This is a genomic window from uncultured Litoreibacter sp., assembly GCF_947501785.1.
Classification (GTDB): Bacteria; Pseudomonadota; Alphaproteobacteria; order Rhodobacterales; family Rhodobacteraceae; genus Litoreibacter.
On the sequence record NZ_CANMXB010000001.1, the window covers coordinates 3,735,513 to 3,754,603 of the forward strand.

The 19,091-nt window shown below is 62.8% G+C and carries 23 protein-coding genes; 8 read left to right on the forward strand and 15 right to left on the reverse strand.

Annotated elements, in window-relative coordinates:
• Window positions 1-21: 21 nt before the first annotated feature.
• From Q0899_RS18630 to Q0899_RS18670, 9 genes are all read right to left on the reverse strand, one after another.
• Entirely contained in the window at window positions 22-492 is a 471-nt protein-coding gene (locus Q0899_RS18630; protein WP_299194945.1) for a hypothetical protein, read from the reverse strand.
• 7 nt (window positions 493-499) lie between these two features.
• A complete protein-coding gene (locus Q0899_RS18635; RefSeq protein ID WP_298293210.1) occupies window positions 500-1,711 on the reverse strand; it encodes an acetyl-CoA C-acetyltransferase in 1,212 nt (403 codons plus the stop codon).
• Window positions 1,704-2,042, reverse strand: a complete 339-nt coding sequence (locus tag Q0899_RS18640; protein WP_298293208.1) for a hypothetical protein — start codon at window positions 2,040-2,042, stop codon at window positions 1,704-1,706. Before Q0899_RS18640 ends, Q0899_RS18635 begins: the two co-directional genes overlap by 8 nt.
• 18 nt (window positions 2,043-2,060) lie before the next feature.
• Window positions 2,061-2,525, reverse strand: a complete 465-nt coding sequence (gene yidD, locus Q0899_RS18645; protein WP_299194946.1) for a membrane protein insertion efficiency factor YidD — start codon at window positions 2,523-2,525, stop codon at window positions 2,061-2,063.
• A 73-nt stretch (window positions 2,526-2,598) separates the two neighbouring features.
• Window positions 2,599-3,222 (reverse strand): glutathione S-transferase family protein, encoded by a 624-nt coding sequence (locus Q0899_RS18650; RefSeq protein WP_298293204.1) that lies wholly within the window; start codon window positions 3,220-3,222, stop codon window positions 2,599-2,601.
• Between the two features lie 124 nt (window positions 3,223-3,346).
• A complete protein-coding gene (locus Q0899_RS18655; RefSeq protein ID WP_299194947.1) occupies window positions 3,347-3,559 on the reverse strand; it encodes a hypothetical protein in 213 nt (70 codons plus the stop codon).
• A gap of 53 nt (window positions 3,560-3,612) precedes the next feature.
• The gene (locus tag Q0899_RS18660) at window positions 3,613-5,391 is read right to left on the reverse strand and encodes an acyl-CoA dehydrogenase C-terminal domain-containing protein (RefSeq protein WP_298293200.1); all 1,779 of its coding nucleotides are present in this window, start codon (window positions 5,389-5,391) and stop codon (window positions 3,613-3,615) included.
• Between the two features lie 31 nt (window positions 5,392-5,422).
• Window positions 5,423-5,833 (reverse strand): MerR family DNA-binding transcriptional regulator, encoded by a 411-nt coding sequence (locus Q0899_RS18665; RefSeq protein WP_298293198.1) that lies wholly within the window; start codon window positions 5,831-5,833, stop codon window positions 5,423-5,425.
• Between the two features lie 286 nt (window positions 5,834-6,119).
• A complete protein-coding gene (locus Q0899_RS18670; protein WP_298293196.1) occupies window positions 6,120-6,488 on the reverse strand; it encodes a MerR family DNA-binding transcriptional regulator in 369 nt (122 codons plus the stop codon).
• Window positions 6,489-6,653: 165 nt separating this feature from the next.
• On the opposite strand from Q0899_RS18670, the gene Q0899_RS18675 reads away from it, so the two are divergent.
• Genes Q0899_RS18675 through Q0899_RS18685 form a run of 3 tightly spaced genes read left to right on the forward strand, consistent with a single transcriptional unit; the run spans window position 6,654 to window position 8,915 of the window.
• Window positions 6,654-7,097: a PaaI family thioesterase gene (locus Q0899_RS18675; protein WP_299194948.1), complete on the forward strand. Its 444-nt coding sequence runs from the start codon at window positions 6,654-6,656 to the stop codon at window positions 7,095-7,097.
• Window positions 7,094-7,591 carry a PaaI family thioesterase gene (locus tag Q0899_RS18680; protein WP_299194949.1) on the forward strand — a complete coding sequence of 166 codons (498 nt, stop codon included), beginning with the start codon at window positions 7,094-7,096 and terminating at the stop codon, window positions 7,589-7,591. Before Q0899_RS18675 ends, Q0899_RS18680 begins: the two co-directional genes overlap by 4 nt.
• A gap of 34 nt (window positions 7,592-7,625) precedes the next feature.
• Complete coding sequence (locus tag Q0899_RS18685; protein ID WP_299195422.1) at window positions 7,626-8,915, forward strand: MATE family efflux transporter; 1,290 nt, start codon at window positions 7,626-7,628, stop codon at window positions 8,913-8,915.
• 26 nt (window positions 8,916-8,941) lie between these two features.
• Here Q0899_RS18685 and Q0899_RS18690 read toward each other — a convergent pair whose 3' ends face one another.
• From Q0899_RS18690 to Q0899_RS18700, 3 genes are read right to left on the reverse strand one after another with little or no spacing between them, the layout of a single operon-like run.
• Window positions 8,942-9,736, reverse strand: coding sequence for an iron chelate uptake ABC transporter family permease subunit (locus Q0899_RS18690; protein ID WP_298293186.1), 795 nt, complete (start codon window positions 9,734-9,736; stop codon window positions 8,942-8,944).
• Entirely contained in the window at window positions 9,736-10,509 is a 774-nt protein-coding gene (locus Q0899_RS18695) for a metal ABC transporter ATP-binding protein (protein ID WP_299194951.1), read from the reverse strand. The genes Q0899_RS18690 and Q0899_RS18695 overlap by 1 nt, the downstream gene beginning before the upstream one ends.
• Window positions 10,506-11,024 carry a transcriptional repressor gene (locus tag Q0899_RS18700; protein ID WP_298359801.1) on the reverse strand — a complete coding sequence of 173 codons (519 nt, stop codon included), beginning with the start codon at window positions 11,022-11,024 and terminating at the stop codon, window positions 10,506-10,508. The genes Q0899_RS18695 and Q0899_RS18700 overlap by 4 nt, the downstream gene beginning before the upstream one ends.
• Window positions 11,025-11,080: 56 nt before the next feature.
• Here Q0899_RS18700 and Q0899_RS18705 point away from each other — a divergent pair, with 56 nt between their 5' ends.
• On the forward strand, window positions 11,081-12,208 hold the full coding sequence (locus tag Q0899_RS18705; protein WP_299194954.1) for a zinc ABC transporter substrate-binding protein: 1,128 nt from the start codon (window positions 11,081-11,083) through the stop codon (window positions 12,206-12,208).
• 53 nt (window positions 12,209-12,261) lie between these two features.
• Here the strand turns inward: Q0899_RS18705 and arsC are convergent, their stop codons facing one another.
• Genes arsC through Q0899_RS18720 form a run of 3 tightly spaced genes read right to left on the reverse strand, consistent with a single transcriptional unit; the run spans window position 12,262 to window position 13,978 of the window.
• Window positions 12,262-12,594: an arsenate reductase (glutaredoxin) gene (gene arsC, locus Q0899_RS18710; RefSeq protein WP_298359795.1), complete on the reverse strand. Its 333-nt coding sequence runs from the start codon at window positions 12,592-12,594 to the stop codon at window positions 12,262-12,264.
• Window positions 12,585-13,643 (reverse strand): quinone-dependent dihydroorotate dehydrogenase, encoded by a 1,059-nt coding sequence (locus Q0899_RS18715; protein WP_299194959.1) that lies wholly within the window; start codon window positions 13,641-13,643, stop codon window positions 12,585-12,587. The genes arsC and Q0899_RS18715 overlap by 10 nt, the downstream gene beginning before the upstream one ends.
• A complete protein-coding gene (locus Q0899_RS18720) occupies window positions 13,640-13,978 on the reverse strand; it encodes a DUF952 domain-containing protein (RefSeq protein WP_299195425.1) in 339 nt (112 codons plus the stop codon). The genes Q0899_RS18715 and Q0899_RS18720 overlap by 4 nt, the downstream gene beginning before the upstream one ends.
• Window positions 13,979-14,098: 120 nt before the next feature.
• Between Q0899_RS18720 and Q0899_RS18725 the strand changes: the two genes are divergently transcribed.
• The 4 genes from Q0899_RS18725 to Q0899_RS18740 all read left to right on the forward strand — a co-directional run bounded on the left by Q0899_RS18725 (window position 14,099) and on the right by Q0899_RS18740 (window position 19,037).
• Window positions 14,099-15,673, forward strand: a complete 1,575-nt coding sequence (locus tag Q0899_RS18725; protein ID WP_298293175.1) for a bifunctional metallophosphatase/5'-nucleotidase — start codon at window positions 14,099-14,101, stop codon at window positions 15,671-15,673.
• 128 nt (window positions 15,674-15,801) lie between these two features.
• Window positions 15,802-16,482: an SOS response-associated peptidase gene (locus Q0899_RS18730; protein ID WP_298293173.1), complete on the forward strand. Its 681-nt coding sequence runs from the start codon at window positions 15,802-15,804 to the stop codon at window positions 16,480-16,482.
• A 60-nt stretch (window positions 16,483-16,542) separates the two neighbouring features.
• Entirely contained in the window at window positions 16,543-18,066 is a 1,524-nt protein-coding gene (locus Q0899_RS18735) for an acyl--CoA ligase (protein ID WP_299194963.1), read from the forward strand.
• Complete coding sequence (locus Q0899_RS18740) at window positions 18,063-19,037, forward strand: 2-dehydropantoate 2-reductase (RefSeq protein ID WP_299194966.1); 975 nt, start codon at window positions 18,063-18,065, stop codon at window positions 19,035-19,037. The genes Q0899_RS18735 and Q0899_RS18740 overlap by 4 nt, the downstream gene beginning before the upstream one ends.
• Window positions 19,038-19,091 lie beyond the last annotated feature (54 nt).

Here is a 19,091-nt window from a genome sequence, read left to right on the forward strand (position 1 = left end):
TCTGGCGATTGATCATCACATTCACTCTTTATTGCCAGGGATGGGGCAGGGCGCGCCGCTGCCAAGAATGGCGCTTTCCTGCGCGCCTCGCGGTTTGACCGCGTAGTCGGAAGATACGCCTTTCCAGTCGCCATCAATCAATTCGATGATCGAAAAGACCGGGTAGGGGTCCTCTAGCTGGGAGCCTCCCGACAACAGGTACGAGATATGCGTCGACGCGATCTGCGTGGGCGATCTGAATTCTGCCACCTCGACGAAGCGTACCAGTTCAGTGATGCCGGCATTTTTCAACTTTTCGCGGACCCCGTTAAAAACCCGCCGCAGATGGTCTTCATCCTCGACGACGATGGTTCCGGACGACGTGGTCATGGTGTTCGGCAGGTGGAACGCCGCCGCAAACGCGTCAAAATCGCCGGTGATCATGGCGTTACCCGTGATCTCCAGCAATTCTTCGGCGATTGCCGAGGCTGATATGGCCTGCCTGTCTTCCACCGGGGGCTTACACCCGCTCGATGATGGTGGCGGCACCCATGCCCGATGCGACACATAAGGTGGCCATGCCAACCTCTTTGTCCGAGCGTTCCAGCTCGTCCAGCAGCGTGCCGATGATGATCGCGCCGGTGGCGCCCAGCGGGTGGCCCATGGCAATCGATCCGCCGTTCACGTTGACCTTGGACTGGTCCACGTCAAAGGCCTGCATGAAGCGCAGCACGACAGAGGCGAAGGCCTCGTTCACCTCGAACAGATCAATGTCCGAGATGCTCATGCCGGATGTCTTCATGATGTGCTCGGTCACGGGAACCGGGCCGGTCAGCATAATGGTCGGGTCCAGCCCGATCTTGGCCGTCGCGCGGATTTTGGCGCGCGCGGTCAATCCGAACTGCTCGCCAAATTCCTTGGAGCCGATCAGCACGGCGGCCGACCCGTCCACGATCCCCGACGAGTTGCCAGCGTGGTGGATGTGGTTGATCTTTTCAAGATGCGGGTACTTCATCAGCGCGACCTTGTCGAAGCCCGGCATCACCTCGCCCATGGCCTGAAAAGCCGGGTTCAGCGACCCCATCGACTGCATGTCGCTGTTTGGGCGCATGTACTCGTCATGATCCAGAATGGGCAACCCGTTCTGGTCCTTGACGGTGATCACCGATTTTTCAAACCGGTTGTCGTCCCACGCCGCTTTGGCGCGTTGCTGCGATTGCACCGCCAGCTGATCCGCCTCGTCGCGGCTGAAGCCGTACTCGGTCGCGATGATGTCGGCGGAGATACCTTGCGGCACGAAGTAGCTGTCCATTGCGATGGACGGGTCCACGGCAATCGCCGCCCCGTCGCTGCCCATGGCCACGCGGCCCATCATTTCCACGCCGCCCGCGATGTAGCCGTCGCCCGCGCCGCCTTTGACTTGGTTGGCGGCCAGGTTCACGGCTTCCATGCCCGAGGCGCAGAAGCGGTTGATGGAGAGGCCCGGAATACGCTCATCCAGATCAGAGGCCAGCACCGCCGTGCGGGCCAGACAACCGCCTTGCTCCATCACTTGGGTGGCGTTGCCCCAGATCACGTCCTCGACGGCGTGGCCTTCAAGGTTGTTGCGCTCCTTCACGGCGTTCAGGATTTGCGCCGACAGGCGCGCGGCGGTCACTTCATGAAGCGCGCCGTCTTTGCGGCCCTTGCCGCGGGGGGAGCGCACGGCGTCGTAGATATAGGCTTCAGCCATTGGGGAGTCCTTCCATCATGTTGAGCACGCCCACCCAGACCAGCACGCTGCACACCAGCGCGCCAATCCCGAGGGGCATTTTGTAAGGGGCAAGCGGCGAGATCGCCGTGCCGAAATTCGTTGTTCGCAAAACCAGTACCACGGCGGCCAGCAGTCCCGGGATCACAATCCCGAGGCCCCATGTCCCGCCCATCAAAAGCATCCCAAAGGCGCACCACGCGGCGAACATCGCCACGGCGCTGCCGAACTTGTCGCCGCTATCCTCAGCGTGGATCAGCGCCAGCGTCATGGCGCACAGCGCCATGCCGATTATGAAGGCCGCGAGGATCATGCGCGGGCCTCGTGCAGTTTATCCGCCGCAGGAACACACGTCGCAAGAGCACGCGTCGCAGCTGCCGCACCCAATGTCGCCGTCGCACGGGTTGAGGTCACACATCTTGCTGCTGCCCGCGCTGCGCGCAGCAGAGCCGCCGCAGCCCCCGCAATCGCCGCATCCGATGCAGAAGTCACCCGCGTTGCATTTGCCGTCTTTCTTGCGCCGCCGCTCCCGCTCAGCGCGCGCGTCTTCGTTGAGCGGCTCGCTTCGGCAGGTGCAGCTGGATTTGATATCCTCATAGGCCGCTTTGCAGTCGCGCAGGCGTTGCCGGATGATGGGGATGGCGCGCCACAGGCCGTGGTCGCGGATCGCGTATTTGGCGTAGCCCGAACAGCCCGTGCCGCCGTGATGCACCGAATAGGCGCAGCGGAACCCTTTGCGGGGAGAGACATATTGCTGGTAGCCCCAGATCGCGCCAAGCGCCAATTTGCTGAACATACATTCTCCGCAACCTTGTGCGCATCATTGCGGGCAGGGCTTGGATAATCCAGCAAAATGTGGGCTATGCGGCTCATCCGGCATAGGCCCGTTGCATCAGGTCATAAGGGTGCTTCCACCCCGGCGTCTCGCTGATCCGGGTCAGCCACGCGTCAATGTTGGGCCAGGCCTTGCGGTCAAAGCCAAAGGGCTCTTCATAGAACAGATAGCCGCAGTTGGAGATGTCGGCCACGGTCAGGCCGTCGCCCGCGATCCAGTCGCGCCCCGCCAGATGGTCGTCCAGCGTTTTGTAGGCGGCCTGCAGGCGGCCTTGCATGAAACCAATGGCTTCTTTGGGGCGCTTGTCCTCGGGCAGGAAGTTCATCAGGAACCGGGTCACGCCCGCCTGCGACGACATCTTGTGGTTATCCCACAAGACCCAGCGCAGCACCTCGTATTTGTCGGCGGGTGCACCGCCCAGTTTGCCGGTCTGGTCCACGATATATTGCTGGATCACACCCGACTGGGTCAGCGTCAGATCGCCATCTTGCAAGACCGGCGCCTCACCCATTGGGTTGATCGCGCGGAATTCCTCGCTGCGGGCCGCGCCCTTGAAGAAGTCGACGAATACGGGCTCCCATGGCACGCCCGCCAACTCAAGGGTCAGGGCGGCTTTGTAAGCGTTTCCGCTTTCGCCGAAGCAATGCAGTTTCATCATGGTCTGGCGCTCCGTGTGTGGTGGGGGCGGATTTGAGTATTTGAGCCAAAACGAAGCTCAAGGCGGTCTGCTGGTTTCGTTTTGGCAAAAATACTCATGTTGGAAGGTCGCAAATGGCAAAGCGTCATTTCTTGCGCGCCTCCAGCTCGGAATTGAAGATGCGCAAGCGGTGGGTGAGGTTGTCCTCGTCCATGACGGAGCCGAAATTCTCGAAGAGGAACGAGATCGCCTCGCCCTCATCCAAACCGGCCTCCGTGCTGAATTTCTTGAGGTTGCGCCAGCCGCGTTCGGTCAACGCAAGGTTGACGCGGCGGGTGGGTTTGAAACGCTCTGCCATGGATCCTCCCAAAACATGCGGCGGGGTAGGGCGGGGTTCACCCCGCCCCCAGCTTAGAAGTTTGCCGCCTCAAGCGCCATTACGGTATCTGCGCCCGAATTGATGCGGGCCAGATGCATCGCTGTCGCCGGCAATTGCCGTGCCATGTAGTAGCGGCCGGTGGCGATTTTGGTCTCGTAGAACGCTTTGTCCGACGCGCCGCCATCCAGCGAGGCCTGCGCGGCTTTCGCCATACGCGCCCACATCAGGCCCAGGCAAACATGGCCCATCATGTGCATGAAGTCATAAGAACCAGCCAGGGCGTGGTTGGGGTTCTTCATGCCGTTCTGCATGAAATACATGCCCGCAGCCTGCAGGTCCTTGGACGCGGCTTTCAGCGGCTCAAGGAATTCCTTGTCGAACGCCTCGTCGCCGGAATTCTCCTTGATGAAGCTTTTGACCATTTCAAAGAACGCCATGACATGCTTGCCACCGTCTTGCGCCAGCTTGCGGCCCACGAGGTCCAGCGCTTGCACGCCGTTTGCGCCCTCGTAGATCATCGCAATCCGTGCGTCGCGGGCGAACTGCGACATGCCCCATTCTTCGATGTAGCCGTGGCCGCCATAAACCTGCTGCGCCGCGGTGGCATATTCAAAGCCCTTGTCGGTCAGGAAGCCCTTGATCACAGGCGTCATCAGCGAAATCAGCCCGTCCGCGTCATCATCGCCCGCGCGGTGGTGGCGGTCGATCAGGTTGGCGCCCCAGAACACAAACGCGCGCGCGCCTTCGACAAAGGATTTCTGGTCCATCAGGTTGCGGCGAATGTCGGGGTGCACGATCAGCGGATCAGCTGGTTTGTCAGGGTACACATCGCCTGTTACCGCGCGGCCTTGCAGCCGGTCATTGGCGTACCAGGCGGCGTTTTCATAAGCGACGGAGGCTTGCGCGTAGCCCTGCAGCCCCACGCCCAGACGCGCCTCGTTCATCATGGTGAACATGGCGCGCATGCCTTTGTGTTCGGTCCCCAGCAGGTAGCCGGTCGCCTCGTCATAATTCATCACGCAGGTGGAATTGCCGTGGATGCCCATCTTTTCTTCGATGTTGCCCACGGACACGCCGTTGCGCGCGCCCAGCGAGCCGTCTTCATTGACCATGAATTTCGGCACGATGAATAATGACACGCCTTTGATGCCCTCGGGGCCACCCTCGATCTTGGCCAAAACCAGGTGGATGATGTTGTCCGACAAGTCATGCTCGCCCGCCGAGATGAAGATCTTCTGGCCGGAGATTTTGTAGCTGCCGTCATCTTGCGGGGCCGCTTTGGTGCGCATCAGGCCCAGATCGGTGCCGCAATGCGGCTCCGTCAGGTTCATGGTGCCGGTCCAGTCGCAGCTGACCATCTTGGGCAGATACGTGGCTTTCTGCTCATCCGTGCCATGGGCGTGGATGGCCGAATAGGCGCCGTGGGTCAGGCCCTGATACATGTTGAAGGCCATGTTGGCCGACACCATCATCTCGCCCACAGCCGTGCCCATCAGGTAGGGCAGGCCCTGGCCGCCATAGTCGGGGTCGCAATCCAACGCGGTCCAGCCGCCTTCCTTCATTTGGTCGAAGGCGTCTTTGAACCCGGTCGGCGTGCGCACGACGCCGTTTTCCAGCGTGCAGCCCTCTTTGTCGCCAACGGCATTCAAAGGTTGCAGCACCTCGGAGGAGATTTTGCCGGCTTCTTCCAGAATTGCGTTGGTGAAATCCGCATCAAGGTCCTCGTATCCGGGGACCTCCTGGTCAGTCACGTTCAGCACCTCGTGCAATACGAATTGCATGTCTTTTACTGGAGCGGTGTAAGTCGGCATGTTGTCCTCCGGTTAGGCGTCGTTTGTCAGGTTAGCCCGCAGCGGCGCGGGGCATGGATTGGGTGTCAAAGGAGGCCAGCATCTTCTCGCCCCAGCGCAGCTGGTTGGAGAGGTCCTCGATGGCCTCGGTCAGCTCGTCGCGCTGGCGGATCATGTCGGCCAGACGGTCTTTTGCGATCTCGTAGGTTTTGGCCAGCTGCGTCTCTTGCTGGTCACCAAGGTTGTACATGTCCAGCAGCTGGCGGATTTCCTCCAGCGAGAAGCCGAAGCGCTTGCCGCGCAGGATCAGCTTCAGCCGCGCCCGGTCGCTTCTGTTGTACAGTCGTTTCTGCCCGTCGCGGACGGGGAAGATCAGTTCCTTCGCTTCATAGAAGCGCAGGGTCCGTGGCGTTACGCCGAAGGCTTCGCACATTTCACGGATCGTCATAATTTCCTCGGTCATGGTGTTTCCCTCACTTTGCCGAAATACAAATTAAGTATCAGTGTCGATGAGGGCGACGTGAGCGTGTTGCCCCCTTCTTACAACCTTAGTTGACGTTTACGTAAACGTGACGTCGCGTCAAAACGAGGTTGACGTAATGTCAGCAAAGGTAACCCTAGGTCATAGGAAATATTCTGTCGCAGCCAAAGCGCTTAAAATTGGCGAAATACGGGGAAAACCTCAGGTTTTTCGTCATTTTTGAGGCATCGGAGGCGGCGGGAATCGCGTTTGGCGGCAGGCTCGGACCTCAAAGCCCTTTGGCAACCTGGTCGCGCAGGGCCTGCAATTCCGATATCGCCTCTTCGATTTGGTCGCGGCGGCTGGTCAGCTCGCCCATCTGGGCGTCGGCCAGTTCAATCCAGGCCTGCATCTGGGCGGTGTTCTTCTCGGTGGTGTCGTACAGGTCCAGCCATTGGCGGATGTCTTCCAACGAGAATCCGAACTTGCGGCCCCGCATGATCAGCTTCATCCGCGCCACTTCGCGGGCGTGGTAAAACCTCGACCGGCCGTCGCGTTCGGGCTGCAGCAGTTCGATATATTCGTAATACCGCAGCGTGCGCGGGGTGACGTCGAATTCGGCGCACATGTCTTTGAAGCTGAGGCGGGTTGTGGGCATGGCTACAGTTTACAATATCTTGGGTGACGGTTCCATACTGAACGCGTTGCGCAAATATTTCCAGTTTTAATGTCGGAGATAATGTATACATCACCCGGCTATTCCGGCTTGCGGGTTCCGCCCGGGCCTGACTAACTGGGCGGCAAGCAACAGAGCGCAGGCCCAATGACACAGACCGACCGCACCAAATTGGCACGACAGTTTATCGAGGCCATCCCATTCTCCAAAGCGCTCGCCATGACGCTCGATGAGATCGGGGAGGGGCGCGCGGTGATCTCGATGCCCTATGACGCCAAGCTAGTGGGCGACCCGCGCACCGGGGTCATCCATGGCGGCGCGGTGTCTGCGCTGATGGACACATGCGGCGGCGCGGCGGTGATGAGCCACCCTGATGCCCCGATTTCCACCGCCACGATTGACCTGCGCATCGACTACATGCGCGCCGCCACCCCCGGCCAGCGTATCCGGACCGAGGCCAACTGCTACCACGTCACTCGCGCCGTGGCCTTCGTTCGCGCAACCGCTTGGGATGAAGACACGGACCGTCCGGTGGCGGCGGCCACGGGGGCCTTCACGTTTCAGCGTGCGAAAGAGGGGGGCAAACAATGAAAACGCCCGAACCCGTGCAAGTCGTCAAAACCCGCCGCGACGCGATGTTGAATAAGCTCACCGGCGCGGTGCCCTATATCGGCTTTCTGGGCATCGAATTTGAACGCCGCGGCGACGAGCTGACGGCGATCCTGCCCTACAAGCCCGAATTGGTCGGCAACCCCGCGCTGCAGGCGCTGCATGGCGGGGCCACGGCGTCATTTCTGGAGGTCACCTCGATTGTTGAGCTCACATGGGCTACCCTCTGGGCCGATCTGGAGGCCGGGCGCATCGACCCGGAAAGCGATGTGATGCCGCGCATCCCCAAGACCATCGACTTTACCGTTGACTATCTGCGCTCCGGCCTGCCGCGCGACGGCTATGCGCGGGCGCGCATCAACCGCTCCGGCCGGCGCTACGCAAGCGTCCATGTCGAGGCGTGGCAAGACAATCGCGACCGGCTGTTTGCGCAGGCCACCGGGCATTTCCTGATGCCTCCCCCGCAAGGTGGCTAGCGCTCCTTTACAGGACATCACCTACCGCCGCGTGATGAAAATCGCGCTGCCTATCGTGCTGTCAAACGCCACTGTGCCGATCCTGGGCGCCGTCGATGTGGGCGTCGTCGGCCAGTTGGGGGAGGCCGCGCCCATTGGCGCCGTCGCCATGGGCGCGATCATCCTGACCACGATCTACTGGATCTTCGGCTTTCTGCGCATGGGCACGGTCGGCATGGTGGGCCAAGCCGAGGGGGCAGGGGACCGCGCCGAGGTTTCCGCCCTTCTGACCCGTGCCCTGCTGATCGCGGGCGCGGGCGGGCTGCTGCTGATTGTCCTGCAACCGCTGATCTTTCTGGCCGCCTTCGCCCTGTCGCCCGCCACGCCCGAGGTCGAAAGCCTCGCCCGCGACTACCTCTATATCCGCATCTGGTCCGCCCCTGCCGCCATTGCCGTCTACGCGCTGACCGGCTGGCTGGTCGCGATGGAAAAAACCACCGGCGTCTTCTGGGTGCAGCTGGTGATGAACGGGATCAACGTGGCGCTCGATTTCCTCTTCGTGCTCGGCTTCGGCTGGGGGGTGGAGGGCGTGGCTATTGCCACCGTCATCGCCGAGGTCACGGGTGCCGCACTGGGCCTCTACCTCTGCCGCTCTGCCTTTGATCACCCCGCATGGCGCGAATGGCCGCGCATTTTCGCGCGGGCGCGGCTAATCAAGATGATGCTGGTCAATGTCGACATCCTGATCCGCTCCGCGCTTTTGATGATCATCTTCTCGTCTTTCGTGTTCCTCGGGGCGGGCTTTGGCGACGTGACGCTGGCCGCCAACGAGGTGCTGATCCAGTTCATGTATATCACCGCCTATGCGATGGACGGTTTCGCCTTCGCCGCCGAGACGCTGATCGCCCGCGCCTATGGCCGCGGCCTGCCTGAACGCGTCCGCCGTTCGGCCATCGTCACCTCCGGCGGCGGGGCCATGGTTTGCGTGTCCATGTCCGCCTTCTTCGCGTTGGCAGGCCCGTGGCTGATCGACGTCATGGCCAAAGCCCCCGAGGTGCAGGCCGACGCGCGGCTTTATCTGTGGTGGATGGTCGCCGCCCCCTTGGTGGGCTGCGCCGCATGGATGCTGGATGGCATCTTCATCGGCGCCACCCGAGGCCGCGACATGCGCAACATGATGATGCTGTCTTTCGTCATCTACTGGGCCGCGATCTTCGCGCTGATGCCGTGGCTGGGCAACCACGGCCTCTGGGCGGCGCTCTTGATCAGCTTCATCGCGCGCGGCGTGACCCTTGGCGCAAAATACCCGGCATTGGAGCGCGCGGCGGCGGCGGGGGACGGGTAACTACTGCGCTCCAAACCTTAACAAGGTCACCGGCGCTGGCTTTGCCACCCGATGGCGTTCAAAGCGGCAAAGAGAAACGCGGCGACGCAGACAATCGATGGTCCCGCGGGGGTGTCGAACAGGTAGGCCCCCTGCAGCCCGGCAACCGCCGATGCCGCGCCAATGAATGCCGAGATTATGGCCATTGCTTCGGGGGTGCGGGCCAACCCCCTTGCGGCGGCGGCGGGGATGATCAACATCGCGGCGATCAGCAGGACGCCGACCACCTTTATGGCGACCGCAACGGTTATGGCCAGGCATAGCGTGAGGATCAGCTGTTCGCGTTTCGGGTTGATGCCGCTGGCATGGGCCAGCTCTTCGTTTAACGTTGATGTCAGCAGGGCCGCCCACCGCCACATGATCAAGGCGACCACCATGGCCGCGCCCCCCCAAATCACCAAAAGGTCGGTGCGCGACACCGCAAGAATGTCGCCAAAAAGGTAGGCCATCAGGTCAATCCGAATGCCCGACAGGAAGGAGACCGCAACAAGGCCGAAGGCCAGGGCGGAATGCGCCAGAACCCCCAACAGGGTATCCATGGCGTAACCCCGTCCCGCCAGAAGCGTCACCGTCAGCGCCATCACAAGGGCCACGGCCAGGACGCCGGGGAAAATTGACATCTCAAAGGTCAGGGACAGGGCCACGCCCAGGATCGCCGCATGGGCCGTGGCGTCGCCGAAATAGGCCATCCGCCGCCAGACCACGAAACATCCCAAGGGCGCCGCCGCAAAGGCCACGCCGACGCCGGCGAGCGTGGCGCGGGTCATGAAATCGTCAAACACTATTCTGCAACCTCATGCTCATGCTCATGCGTATGGTCGTGGTCATGCGGGTGCGCGTGGTCATGCTCATGGTGGTGATCATGTTCATGCCGGTACAGGGCAAGGGCGCCGCCCGTTCCGGCGCCGAACAACGCCCGGTATTCGGGCGCGGAGGCGACGACCGCGGGGGTGCCCTCGCAGCAGACATGCCCGTTGAGGCAAATCACCCGGTCCGATGCACTCATCACGACATGCAGGTCGTGGCTGATCATCAGGACGGCGCATCCGGTGTCGTTGCGCACCGCCTCGATGTGCTGGTAAAACGCGGCGGACCCCGGTTGGTCGAGCCCCTGGGTCGCCTCATCCAGCAGCAGCACGTCGGGTTGGTTGATCAACGCGCGCGCAAGCAGGACGCGTTGGAACTGCCCGCCGGACAGGCCCGACATTTGCCGTTTCAGAAGGTCGGGCACGCCGGCCGCGCCCAAGGCGGCTTTGCAGGCGTCCGTCCCCACGCGATCCGTCAGGGTCATGAAGCGTTCCACGGTGATTGGCAGCGTCTGGTCAATATGCAGGCGTTGCGGCACGTATCCGATCTTGATGCCCGGCTTTTGGCGGACGTCGCCGCTGACGGGGGTCGTTGCCCCGATAATCGCGCGCAATAGGCTGGTCTTGCCGGAGCCGTTGGGCCCGACAATGGTGACGATCTCCCCGGGCTCCAAATCAAGCGCGACGTTGCGAAGGACAACGTGCGCCCCGTAGGCGATGCTCAGGTTCTTCACGGAGATCAGGCTCATGCCGGGGCCTTGTCCGAACAGCCGGGGCAAACCCCTTCAGCCTCAACAACCGTCTTTTCAATCTGAAACCCGGCCGCCCGTGCGGCGTCGCCAAGCGCGCCTTTGGCGGGGGCGGATTGCGCCTCGGCGACGGCGTCGCAAAGTCGGCAGATCATGAAGGCGGGCGAATGATGTTCGCCCGGGTGAGCGCAGGCGACAAAGGCGTTCAATCGCTCAATCTTGTGGACAAACCCATGCTCGGACAGAAATTCGAGGGCCCGGTAGGCGACGGGGGGCTGGGACCCGAACCCGGCGTCCCGCAGCAGATCCAGAATTGCGTAGGCCCCAAGCGCGCGATGTTCCTGCAAAAGCAGCTCCAGCACCTTGCGCCGAACAGGCGTCAGGCGCAGGCCCTGTTGGGCACAACGCGATTCAGCCGCCGACAAGGCCTGCGCCACGCACTGGTCGTGATCATGCCGTTCAAAGCCCAGCGGTGTGGGGTCGCCTTTGGCCGCAGCGCGTTCGTCACTTGTCATGTTATTCCATATCATATAGATGGATGTTAATGTTATAAAATCACATGGGGTCCCCAATGTCCAGAAAGCTTCTCCCACTCTCTACAGCTGCCATATTGTTGGGCGGCACGGCTGTCGCCGACGTCCCCAGCGTGGCGGTTGATATCGCACCGGTGCATTCGTTGGTGGCCCGGGTGATGGATGGCGTTGGTGCGCCGGATCTGATCGTGCAATCCGGCGCCTCCCCGCATGAATACAGCTTGCGCCCCTCCGAGGCGGCGGCTTTGCAGAATGCCGATCTGGTCTTTTGGATGGGCGAAGATCTGACCCCCTGGCTGGAGGACGCGATAGGCAATTTGGCCGCGAAGGCGTCGGTCACCGCACTGCTGGAGACGGAGGGGACCAAGCTCCTCGACTTCCGGGAAGGCACGTTGTTTGAGGCGCATGATCACGACGACCATGCCGAGGGCGAAGATCATGACCACGACGACCACGATGATCACGCGGAAGACAAAGAGCACGACCATGCCGAGCATGCTGACGAAGACCATGCTGACGAGGAACATGCCGAAGGAAAAGATCACGATGAACACGATCACGATGAGCATGGTCATGAAGAACATGCGGACCACGATGAGCATGAAGAACATGCCGAGCACGATGACCATGATGATCACGAGGGCCATGCGCATGGCGATCACGACCCCCACGCCTGGCTTTCGCTCCAAAACGCGGGCACTTGGCTAAACGTGATTGCCGCACAGTTGTCGGCGGCTGACCCGGACAATGCCGGGGCCTATTTCGCCAATGCCGCCGCTGCCAAAACCGAGATCGAGACATTGTCAGCCGAGGTAACCGCCACACTTGAGCCCGTGCGCGGCGGCAGCTTCATCGTCTTCCACGATGCCTATCAGTATTTCGAGGCGGAATTCGATTTCCCGGCATCTGGCGCAATCTCCATTGCGGATGCCGCGGACCCAAGCCCGGCGCGCATCGCTGAAATCCAAGGGCGCATCCGCGAAGAGGGCATTGATTGCGTGCTGGCAGAACCCCAGTTCAACGCGGGCCTGATCGCTACCGTTCTGGAAGGCACAGATGCGCAAACCGGTGTGATCGACCCACTTGGGGCAGAGCTTGAGTTGGGGGCCGCGCTTTATCCGCAGCTCATTCGCAATATGGCGACCACTTTGGCGGACTGCTTGTAGCGCCACAAAACATATCGGCTGCCGCTCATGCGGCGGCCGATCCCCGAAAATTCCTAGATGATCGCCAGCACGGCCTCTGGCGGCCTGCCGATGGCGGCCTTGCCATTGGCAAAAACGATAGGGCGTTCGATCAGGATCGGGTTTTGCGCCATGGCGTCGATCAGCGTGGCGCCGTCCTCTGACTTGCTCAGGCCCAATTCCTTGAACAGCGTCTCGTCGGTGCGCATCAGCTCGATCGGGGCCATGTCCAGAAGCGCCAAGGCCTGCGTGATCTCGGCAACGCTTGGCGGGTCCTTCAGATAAAGCCGAACCTCGGGCGCGTCCAGCAGCGCCAATGTTTGGCGCGACTTGCTGCAGCGCGGGTTGTGCCAGATGGTTACAGCCATGCGTCTCTCCCGGTGCCAACGGCGTCTTGCAGGCAGGCATGCCCGTCGCGTTCCAGCAGCGCGTCCAACCCTTTGGCGATGTCCGCCGCCAGCGACACGCCGGCGTAAACCATCGCGGTGTATAACTGCACCGCCGACGCGCCGGCCTTGATCTTGGCATAGGCCTGTTCGGCGTTGCTGACGCCGCCCACGCCAATCAGCGGCAGCTTGCCGTCCGTCAGCTTGGACAGCTGCGCCAGCACGCGGGTTGAGGCCTCGAACACCGGCTGGCCGGACAACCCGCCCGCTTCGCCTTTGTGCGGGCTTTGCAGCCCGTCACGCGACAGGGTGGTGTTGGTGGCGATGATGCCGTTGATCTTGGTATGGGCCGCGACCTCGACAATCTCGGCCAGCTCGTCGCCGCTCAGGTCGGGGGCGATTTTCAGGAAAATCGGCGTGCCGCGGGCATGGGCGTTGCGCACCGATATGACGCGGTCCAGCAGGTCCAGCAGCGCGGCTTTGCCCTGCAGGTCGCGCAAACGCTCGGTGTTGGGGGAGGAGACGTTGACGGTGGCAAAATCCACCACATCGCCCGCGCGCTCCAGCACCGTGGCGAAGTCGGCGGCGCGGTCGGCGCTGTCCTTGTTGGCCCCAAGGTTGAGGCCCACGGGGATGGTCGCCCGCGCGCCGTCCAGCCGGTCGGCAATGGCGTGCATGCCGTCATTGTTGAAGCCAAACCGGTTGATGGCGGCCTGGTCCTCGTCCAGCCGGAACAGGCGCGGCTTGGGATTGCCGGGCTGGGCGCGGGGGGTGGCGGCGCCGACCTCAAGGAAACCGAACCCCACTTTGGACAGCGGCCCCACGGCCTGCGCGTTCTTGTCAAAGCCCGCCGCCAGCCCCACGGGGTTGGCCATCTCGATGCCCGCGACGGATGTTTTCAGCCGGGGGGAGGTGACCGGCCCACGCCCGCCCGCCAGCCCCATGTTCAGCGCCTTGATCGACAGCCCATGCGCGGTTTCGGGGGGGAAGCTTTTGAGAAGGGGCAGCCCGATGCGTTCCAGCAGGCTCATGCGATGCCCTCCGGGAACTGGTGGTGGCCACCCTTCAGCGGCAGTTCCGCGTGGCCCAGCACCTCTGACATGGGCCAGTCGCGGTAGAGATGCGGGAATTGGTCGCCACCCCGCGACACCTCCCATTTCAACGCGCCGCCCATCGCGTCCGCGTCGCCCCAGGCCAGATACAGGCCGTCTTGGCCCGCGAAATGTTTGGCGGCGGTCTCCCGCGCCTGGGAGGCGGTGGAGAAATGGATGAACCCGTCGGCCAGATCAATCGGCGCGCCTTTGAAAACGCCGTTCTGTTCAAATTCTGCCCATTGGGCGCGGGTCAGTATCTTGTAAATCAGCATGGCCATGACTTGCCTTGTGCCGGACGCAGGGTCAAGCGCGATAGCCCTTTGACTCTGGGCGGGCCTGCCGCCAAGCTGGGGGCAATCAAATACGATCCATTCAACTGGGGGATTTATCCTATGCTCAAGACATTCATGACATCTGCGGCGGCGCTTGCACTGGGCACCGGGGTCGCGGCGGCGGATTATTCGTTGACCATCCTGCACACCAACGATTTCCACGCGCGGTTCGAGCCGATCAGCAAATATGACAGCGGCTGCTCTGCCGAGGACAACACCGCCGGCGAATGCTTCGGCGGCTGGGCGCGGTTGGTCAACGCGGTCAAGGACGCGCGCGCGCGCACCAACAACTCCATTCTGGTGGATGGCGGCGACCAGTTCCAGGGCACGCTGTTCTACACCTATTACAAGGGCAAGGTCGCGGCCGAGATGATGAACGGGTTGGGCTATGACGGCATGACCGTTGGCAACCACGAATTCGACGACGGGCCGGAGGTGCTGGCGGGCTTCATGGCGTCGGTCAACTTCCCCGTGTTGATGTCCAACGCCGATGTCTCGGGCGAGCCTGCCTTGGCGGGCAAGCTGGCCAAATCGACGGTGATCGAGCGCGGCGGCGAGAAGATCGGCCTGATCGGGCTGACCCCGCAGGACACCCCTGATCTGGCGTCACCGGGCAAAAACATCACCTTCACCGAGCCCGCAGGCGCGGTGCAAGGCGAGGTGGACAAGCTGACCGCCGAGGGCGTGAACAAGATCGTGGTGCTGTCGCACTCGGGCTTCGCGGTCGACAAGGTGGTCGCGGCCAATACCACGGGTGTGGATGTGATCGTCGGTGGCCACTCCAACACGCTGCTGTCGAATACGCAGGACCGCGCGGTGGACGTCTACCCCGTAATGGTCGGCGACACGGCGATCGTGCAGGCCTATGCCTACGGCAAGTTCCTGGGCGAGCTGAACGTCACCTTCGACGACGCAGGCAAGATCACCGAGGCCAAAGGCGAGCCGCTGCTGATTGACGGCGGCGTGCCTGAGGATGAAACCATCGTCGCCCGTATCGGCGAGCTGGCAGGCCCGCTCGATGAGATCCGCAATAAGGTCGTGGCCAATGCGGCGGGTGCGCTGGAAGGCGACCGCTCGGTCTGCCGGGTTGAGGAATGTGCCATGGGCAACCTGATCGCCGACGCCATGCTGGCGCGGGTGAAAGATCAGGGCATCGACATTGCGATCATGAATTCCGGCGGCATCCGCGCCTCGATTGACGCGGGCGAAGTGACGATGGGCGAGGTGCTGACCGTGCTGCCGTTCCAGAACACGCTGTCCACGTTCCAGGTGTCGGGCCAGACCATCATTGACGCGCTGGAAAACGGCGTGAGCCAAGTGGAGGAGGTCAAAGGCCGCTTCCCGCAGGTGGCAGGTCTGAAATACACGTGGGACGCCTCGGTCGCGCCGAATGAGGGCCGCATCAAAGAGGTCATGGTGATGGAGGGCGACGCGTTCGTGCCGATTGACCCGGCCAAGACCTATGGTGTTGCGTCGAACAACTTCGTGCGCAATGGCGGGGACGGGTTCAAAATGTTCACCACCGCCGAGAACGCCTATGACTTTGGCCCCGACGTGGCTGATGTTGTGGCGGAGTATATGGCCGCCAATGGTGACAACGCGATATCTGTCGAAGGCCGCATCACCAAGCAGTAAGCAGTTTCGCCGCGCCTCTGGCGCGTCGACACGCTGGGGAGGCTCTGCCTCCCCAGACCCCTCCGGATTATTGGGGGCCAGCCCCCAAACCCCCGAGGTATTTTTGAAACAATGATGGGGACGCGGCCATGTGCGGACGCCAAGCACTGACATTGCCGCATGATGCGATGAGCCAGATGTTTGGCGCGACCCTCGCCAATGATCTGCCCGATGTGCCGAATTACAATATTTGCCCGACCAATCAGGTCTGCGCCGTGACCTCGGATGCGGGCGTGCGGCATGTGACCTCCATGCGCTGGGGGTTCATCCCGCATTGGTACGCCAAGCCCAATGGCGGGCCATTGTTGATCAATGCCCGCAGCGAGACGATTGCGGAGAAACCCGCCTTCAAGGCTGCCGTCCGGCAGCGCCGCTGCCTGATCCCCGCCACCGGGTTTTATGAATGGACCAAGGATGAGACTGGCAACCGGCTGCCCTGGTATATCCACCCCGCAGCGGAGGAGGCGCTGGCCTTTGCCGGCGTCTGGCAGCGCTGGGAGCGGGACGGGGAGGCCCATACCACCTGCGCCATTGTCACCACCTTGGCCAATGACCGCATGGCGGAGCTGCATTCGCGCCAGCCCGTGACCATTGCGCCTGCGGATTACGGGCTGTGGCTGGGCGAGGAGGGGCATGGCGCGGCCACCCTGATGACCGCCGCCCCGCCCGAACAGCTGGAGTTTTTCCGCGTGGACCCGGCCGTGAATTCCAACCGCGCCTCGGGCCCTGAGCTGATTGAGCCCTATGACGCGGAGACCAAGACTGCCTGAACCCTTGCACTCCCCCGCGCCCTGCGGCAGGTCAGGGGGGCTGATGATGAAGGACACGATATGCCCAATTTTGCCTCCCTGATTGCCGATCATGACGCCCCGGATTTTGCGATTGGCGCGCCGGGCAGGGCGTGGCTGAGCTACGGCGCGTTGCGCGATCAGGCGGGGTATGTGGCAGGCGCGTTGCACGGCTTCGGCATCGGGCGCGGCGACCGGGTGGCGATTGTGCTGCCCAACGGGCCGGAGATGGCATCGGCCTTTGTCTGCGTGGCGCAGGCGGCGGTGACCGCCCCCTTGAACCCCGGCTACAAGCAAGACGAATACGCGTTCTATCTGGACGACCTGAAAGCCCGCGCGCTGGTGGTGATGGAGGGCTATGACGGCCCCGCCCTGGCCGCAGCACTTGGCTTGGGCATCGCGGTGATCCGGCTGCATGTGCGCCCCGAACATGCGGCGGGGGCCTTCACTTTGGCCTTGGACGGGGAGACGCTGGACGGCGCAGACACCGCCGCGCCCGGCCCGGATGACGTGGCGCTGATCCTGCACACATCGGGCACCACCTCGCGCCCCAAGATCGTGCCGCTGCTGCATTCGAACGTCGTGGCGTCGGCGCGCAACATCGAGGCGTCGCTGGCCCTGACCGCGCAGGACCGCTGCATGAATGTGATGCCGCTCTTCCACATCCACGGGCTGATCGCCGCCGTCTCCGCCACGCTGGCGGCGGGGGGGCAGGTCTGGTGCGCGCCCGGCTTTGACGCGCTGAAATTCTTCACCTGGATGGAGGAGGCCGCGCCCAGCTGGTACACCGCCGTGCCCACCATGCATCAGGCCATCCTGTCGCGCGCCCCCCGTAACGCCGAGGCTATCGCCGCCAACCCGCTGCGCTTCCTGCGGTCGTCGTCGGCCTCCCTGCCGCCGCAGGTCTTCGCGGCGCTGGTGGAAACCTTCAACGCCCCCGTCATCGAAGGCTACGGCATGACGGAGGCGACCCACCAAATGGCCTCCAACCCGCTGCCGCCGCGCGTGCAAAAGCCCGGCTCCGTCGGGGTCGAGGCAGGCCCGCAGGTGCGCATCGCCCATGAAGCGGAGCCGCGCCTGATCACAGGCACCGGGGAAATCGTCATTTCCGGGCCCAACGTCACCCCGGGCTATGAAAACAACGACAAAGCCAATGCCGACAACTTCTTCACAGTGGACGGGCAACGCTGGTTCCGCACCGGCGACCAGGGTCAGTTCGACGCGGACGGCTACTTGTCGCTGACCGGCCGCCTGAAGGAAATCATCAACCGGGGCGGCGAAAAGATCTCCCCCCTCGAAATCGACGAAATGCTGATGGACCACCCCGATGTGGCGCAGGTGGTCAGCTTCGCGGTGCCGCACCCCAAGCTGGGCGAGGAGGTCGGCGCGGCCATCGTGCTGTCCAACCCCGCCACAACCGAAGCAGACCTCAAGACCTTTGCCGAAACCCGCGTCGCCGCCTTCAAAATCCCCAAACACATCGTCATCATGGACGAGATCCCCAAAGGCGCCACCGGCAAGATGCAACGCATCGGCATGGCCGAAAAGCTGGGGTTAACCAAATGAAAATCTGCATCTTCGGCGCGGGCGCGATCGGCGGCTATCTCGGGGCCAAACTGGCCCAAACCGACGCGCAGGTCTCGATGATCGCGCGCGGGCCGCATCTGGAGGCGATGCAGGACAACGGCCTCACGCTCATGGACGAAAACGGCTACGTCAATGTCGACGTCATCGCGTCGGACACCGCCACTTTCCTCGGCCCGCAGGACTACGTCTTCATCACGCTCAAGGCGCATTCCGTGCCCCCCGTGGTGGACAAAATCGCGCCGCTCATCGGGCCCGACACCACTGTCGTCTCCGCCGTCAACGGGGTGCCGTGGTGGTATTTCTACGGCCTCGACGGGCCCCATGAAAACACGCGCCTCGCCTCCGTCGACCCCGGCGACGCGCAATGGCATACCTTCACGCCCGAAAAGACGCTGGGCTGCGTCGTCTACCCGGCCGCAGAAGTCGTCCAACCCGGCGTCATCCGCCATATCGAGGGCAATCGTTTCACCCTGGGCGAGCCCTCCGGCGAGAAATCACCTCGCGCGCTTGCCCTGTCGAAAAAGCTGATCGAGGCCGGACTGAAAGCGCCTGTGCGCCCCAAAATCCGCGACGAGATCTGGGTCAAGCTCTGGGGCAATCTCAGCTTCAACCCGATCTCCGCCCTGACACACGCCACGTTGGAGCAGCTCTGCACCGACCCCGGCACCCGCGCCGTCGCCCGCGCGATGATGGTAGAGGCCCAACAGGTCGCCGAGACCCTGGGCGTCAAATTCCCCATCACTGTCGAAAAACGCATAGACGGAGGCGCCGCCGTCGGCGCGCACCGCACGTCTATGTGGCAGGATTTGGACGCTGGAAGGCCGATGGAGATCGACGCCCTGATAGGCTCCGTCGCCGAGCTGGGCGATCTGGTGGGGGTGGAGACACCGACGGTCGATACGCTGCTGGCGTTGATCAGGCTCAGGGCGGTGACGGCAGGAACAGCGTAATTGTCATCCCCACGAAAGTGGGGACCCCGATGAATCAGCGCACCACGTCATTTC

What these genes read in the sequence shown, in the direction of transcription:
- Q0899_RS18635 (WP_298293210.1), bottom strand. Translation starts at nt 1,711, where the DNA reads ATGGCTGAAGCCTATATCTACGACGCCGTGCGCTCCCCCCGCGGCAAG.
- Q0899_RS18640 (WP_298293208.1), bottom strand. Translation starts at nt 2,042, where the DNA reads ATGATCCTCGCGGCCTTCATAATCGGCATGGCGCTGTGCGCCATGACG.
- yidD (WP_299194946.1), bottom strand. Translation starts at nt 2,525, where the DNA reads ATGTTCAGCAAATTGGCGCTTGGCGCGATCTGGGGCTACCAGCAATAT.
- Q0899_RS18650 (WP_298293204.1), bottom strand. Translation starts at nt 3,222, where the DNA reads ATGATGAAACTGCATTGCTTCGGCGAAAGCGGAAACGCTTACAAAGCC.
- Q0899_RS18655 (WP_299194947.1), bottom strand. Translation starts at nt 3,559, where the DNA reads ATGGCAGAGCGTTTCAAACCCACCCGCCGCGTCAACCTTGCGTTGACC.
- Q0899_RS18660 (WP_298293200.1), bottom strand. Translation starts at nt 5,391, where the DNA reads ATGCCGACTTACACCGCTCCAGTAAAAGACATGCAATTCGTATTGCAC.
- Q0899_RS18665 (WP_298293198.1), bottom strand. Translation starts at nt 5,833, where the DNA reads ATGACCGAGGAAATTATGACGATCCGTGAAATGTGCGAAGCCTTCGGC.
- Q0899_RS18670 (WP_298293196.1), bottom strand. Translation starts at nt 6,488, where the DNA reads ATGCCCACAACCCGCCTCAGCTTCAAAGACATGTGCGCCGAATTCGAC.
- Q0899_RS18675 (WP_299194948.1), top strand. Translation starts at nt 6,654, where the DNA reads ATGACACAGACCGACCGCACCAAATTGGCACGACAGTTTATCGAGGCC.
- Q0899_RS18680 (WP_299194949.1), top strand. Translation starts at nt 7,094, where the DNA reads ATGAAAACGCCCGAACCCGTGCAAGTCGTCAAAACCCGCCGCGACGCG.
- Q0899_RS18685 (WP_299195422.1), top strand. Translation starts at nt 7,626, where the DNA reads ATGAAAATCGCGCTGCCTATCGTGCTGTCAAACGCCACTGTGCCGATC.
- Q0899_RS18695 (WP_299194951.1), bottom strand. Translation starts at nt 10,509, where the DNA reads ATGAGCCTGATCTCCGTGAAGAACCTGAGCATCGCCTACGGGGCGCAC.
- Q0899_RS18700 (WP_298359801.1), bottom strand. Translation starts at nt 11,024, where the DNA reads ATGACAAGTGACGAACGCGCTGCGGCCAAAGGCGACCCCACACCGCTG.
- Q0899_RS18705 (WP_299194954.1), top strand. Translation starts at nt 11,081, where the DNA reads ATGTCCAGAAAGCTTCTCCCACTCTCTACAGCTGCCATATTGTTGGGC.
- arsC (WP_298359795.1), bottom strand. Translation starts at nt 12,594, where the DNA reads ATGGCTGTAACCATCTGGCACAACCCGCGCTGCAGCAAGTCGCGCCAA.
- Q0899_RS18715 (WP_299194959.1), bottom strand. Translation starts at nt 13,643, where the DNA reads ATGAGCCTGCTGGAACGCATCGGGCTGCCCCTTCTCAAAAGCTTCCCC.
- Q0899_RS18720 (WP_299195425.1), bottom strand. Translation starts at nt 13,978, where the DNA reads ATGCTGATTTACAAGATACTGACCCGCGCCCAATGGGCAGAATTTGAA.
- Q0899_RS18725 (WP_298293175.1), top strand. Translation starts at nt 14,099, where the DNA reads ATGCTCAAGACATTCATGACATCTGCGGCGGCGCTTGCACTGGGCACC.
- Q0899_RS18730 (WP_298293173.1), top strand. Translation starts at nt 15,802, where the DNA reads ATGTGCGGACGCCAAGCACTGACATTGCCGCATGATGCGATGAGCCAG.
- Q0899_RS18735 (WP_299194963.1), top strand. Translation starts at nt 16,543, where the DNA reads ATGCCCAATTTTGCCTCCCTGATTGCCGATCATGACGCCCCGGATTTT.
- Q0899_RS18740 (WP_299194966.1), top strand. Translation starts at nt 18,063, where the DNA reads ATGAAAATCTGCATCTTCGGCGCGGGCGCGATCGGCGGCTATCTCGGG.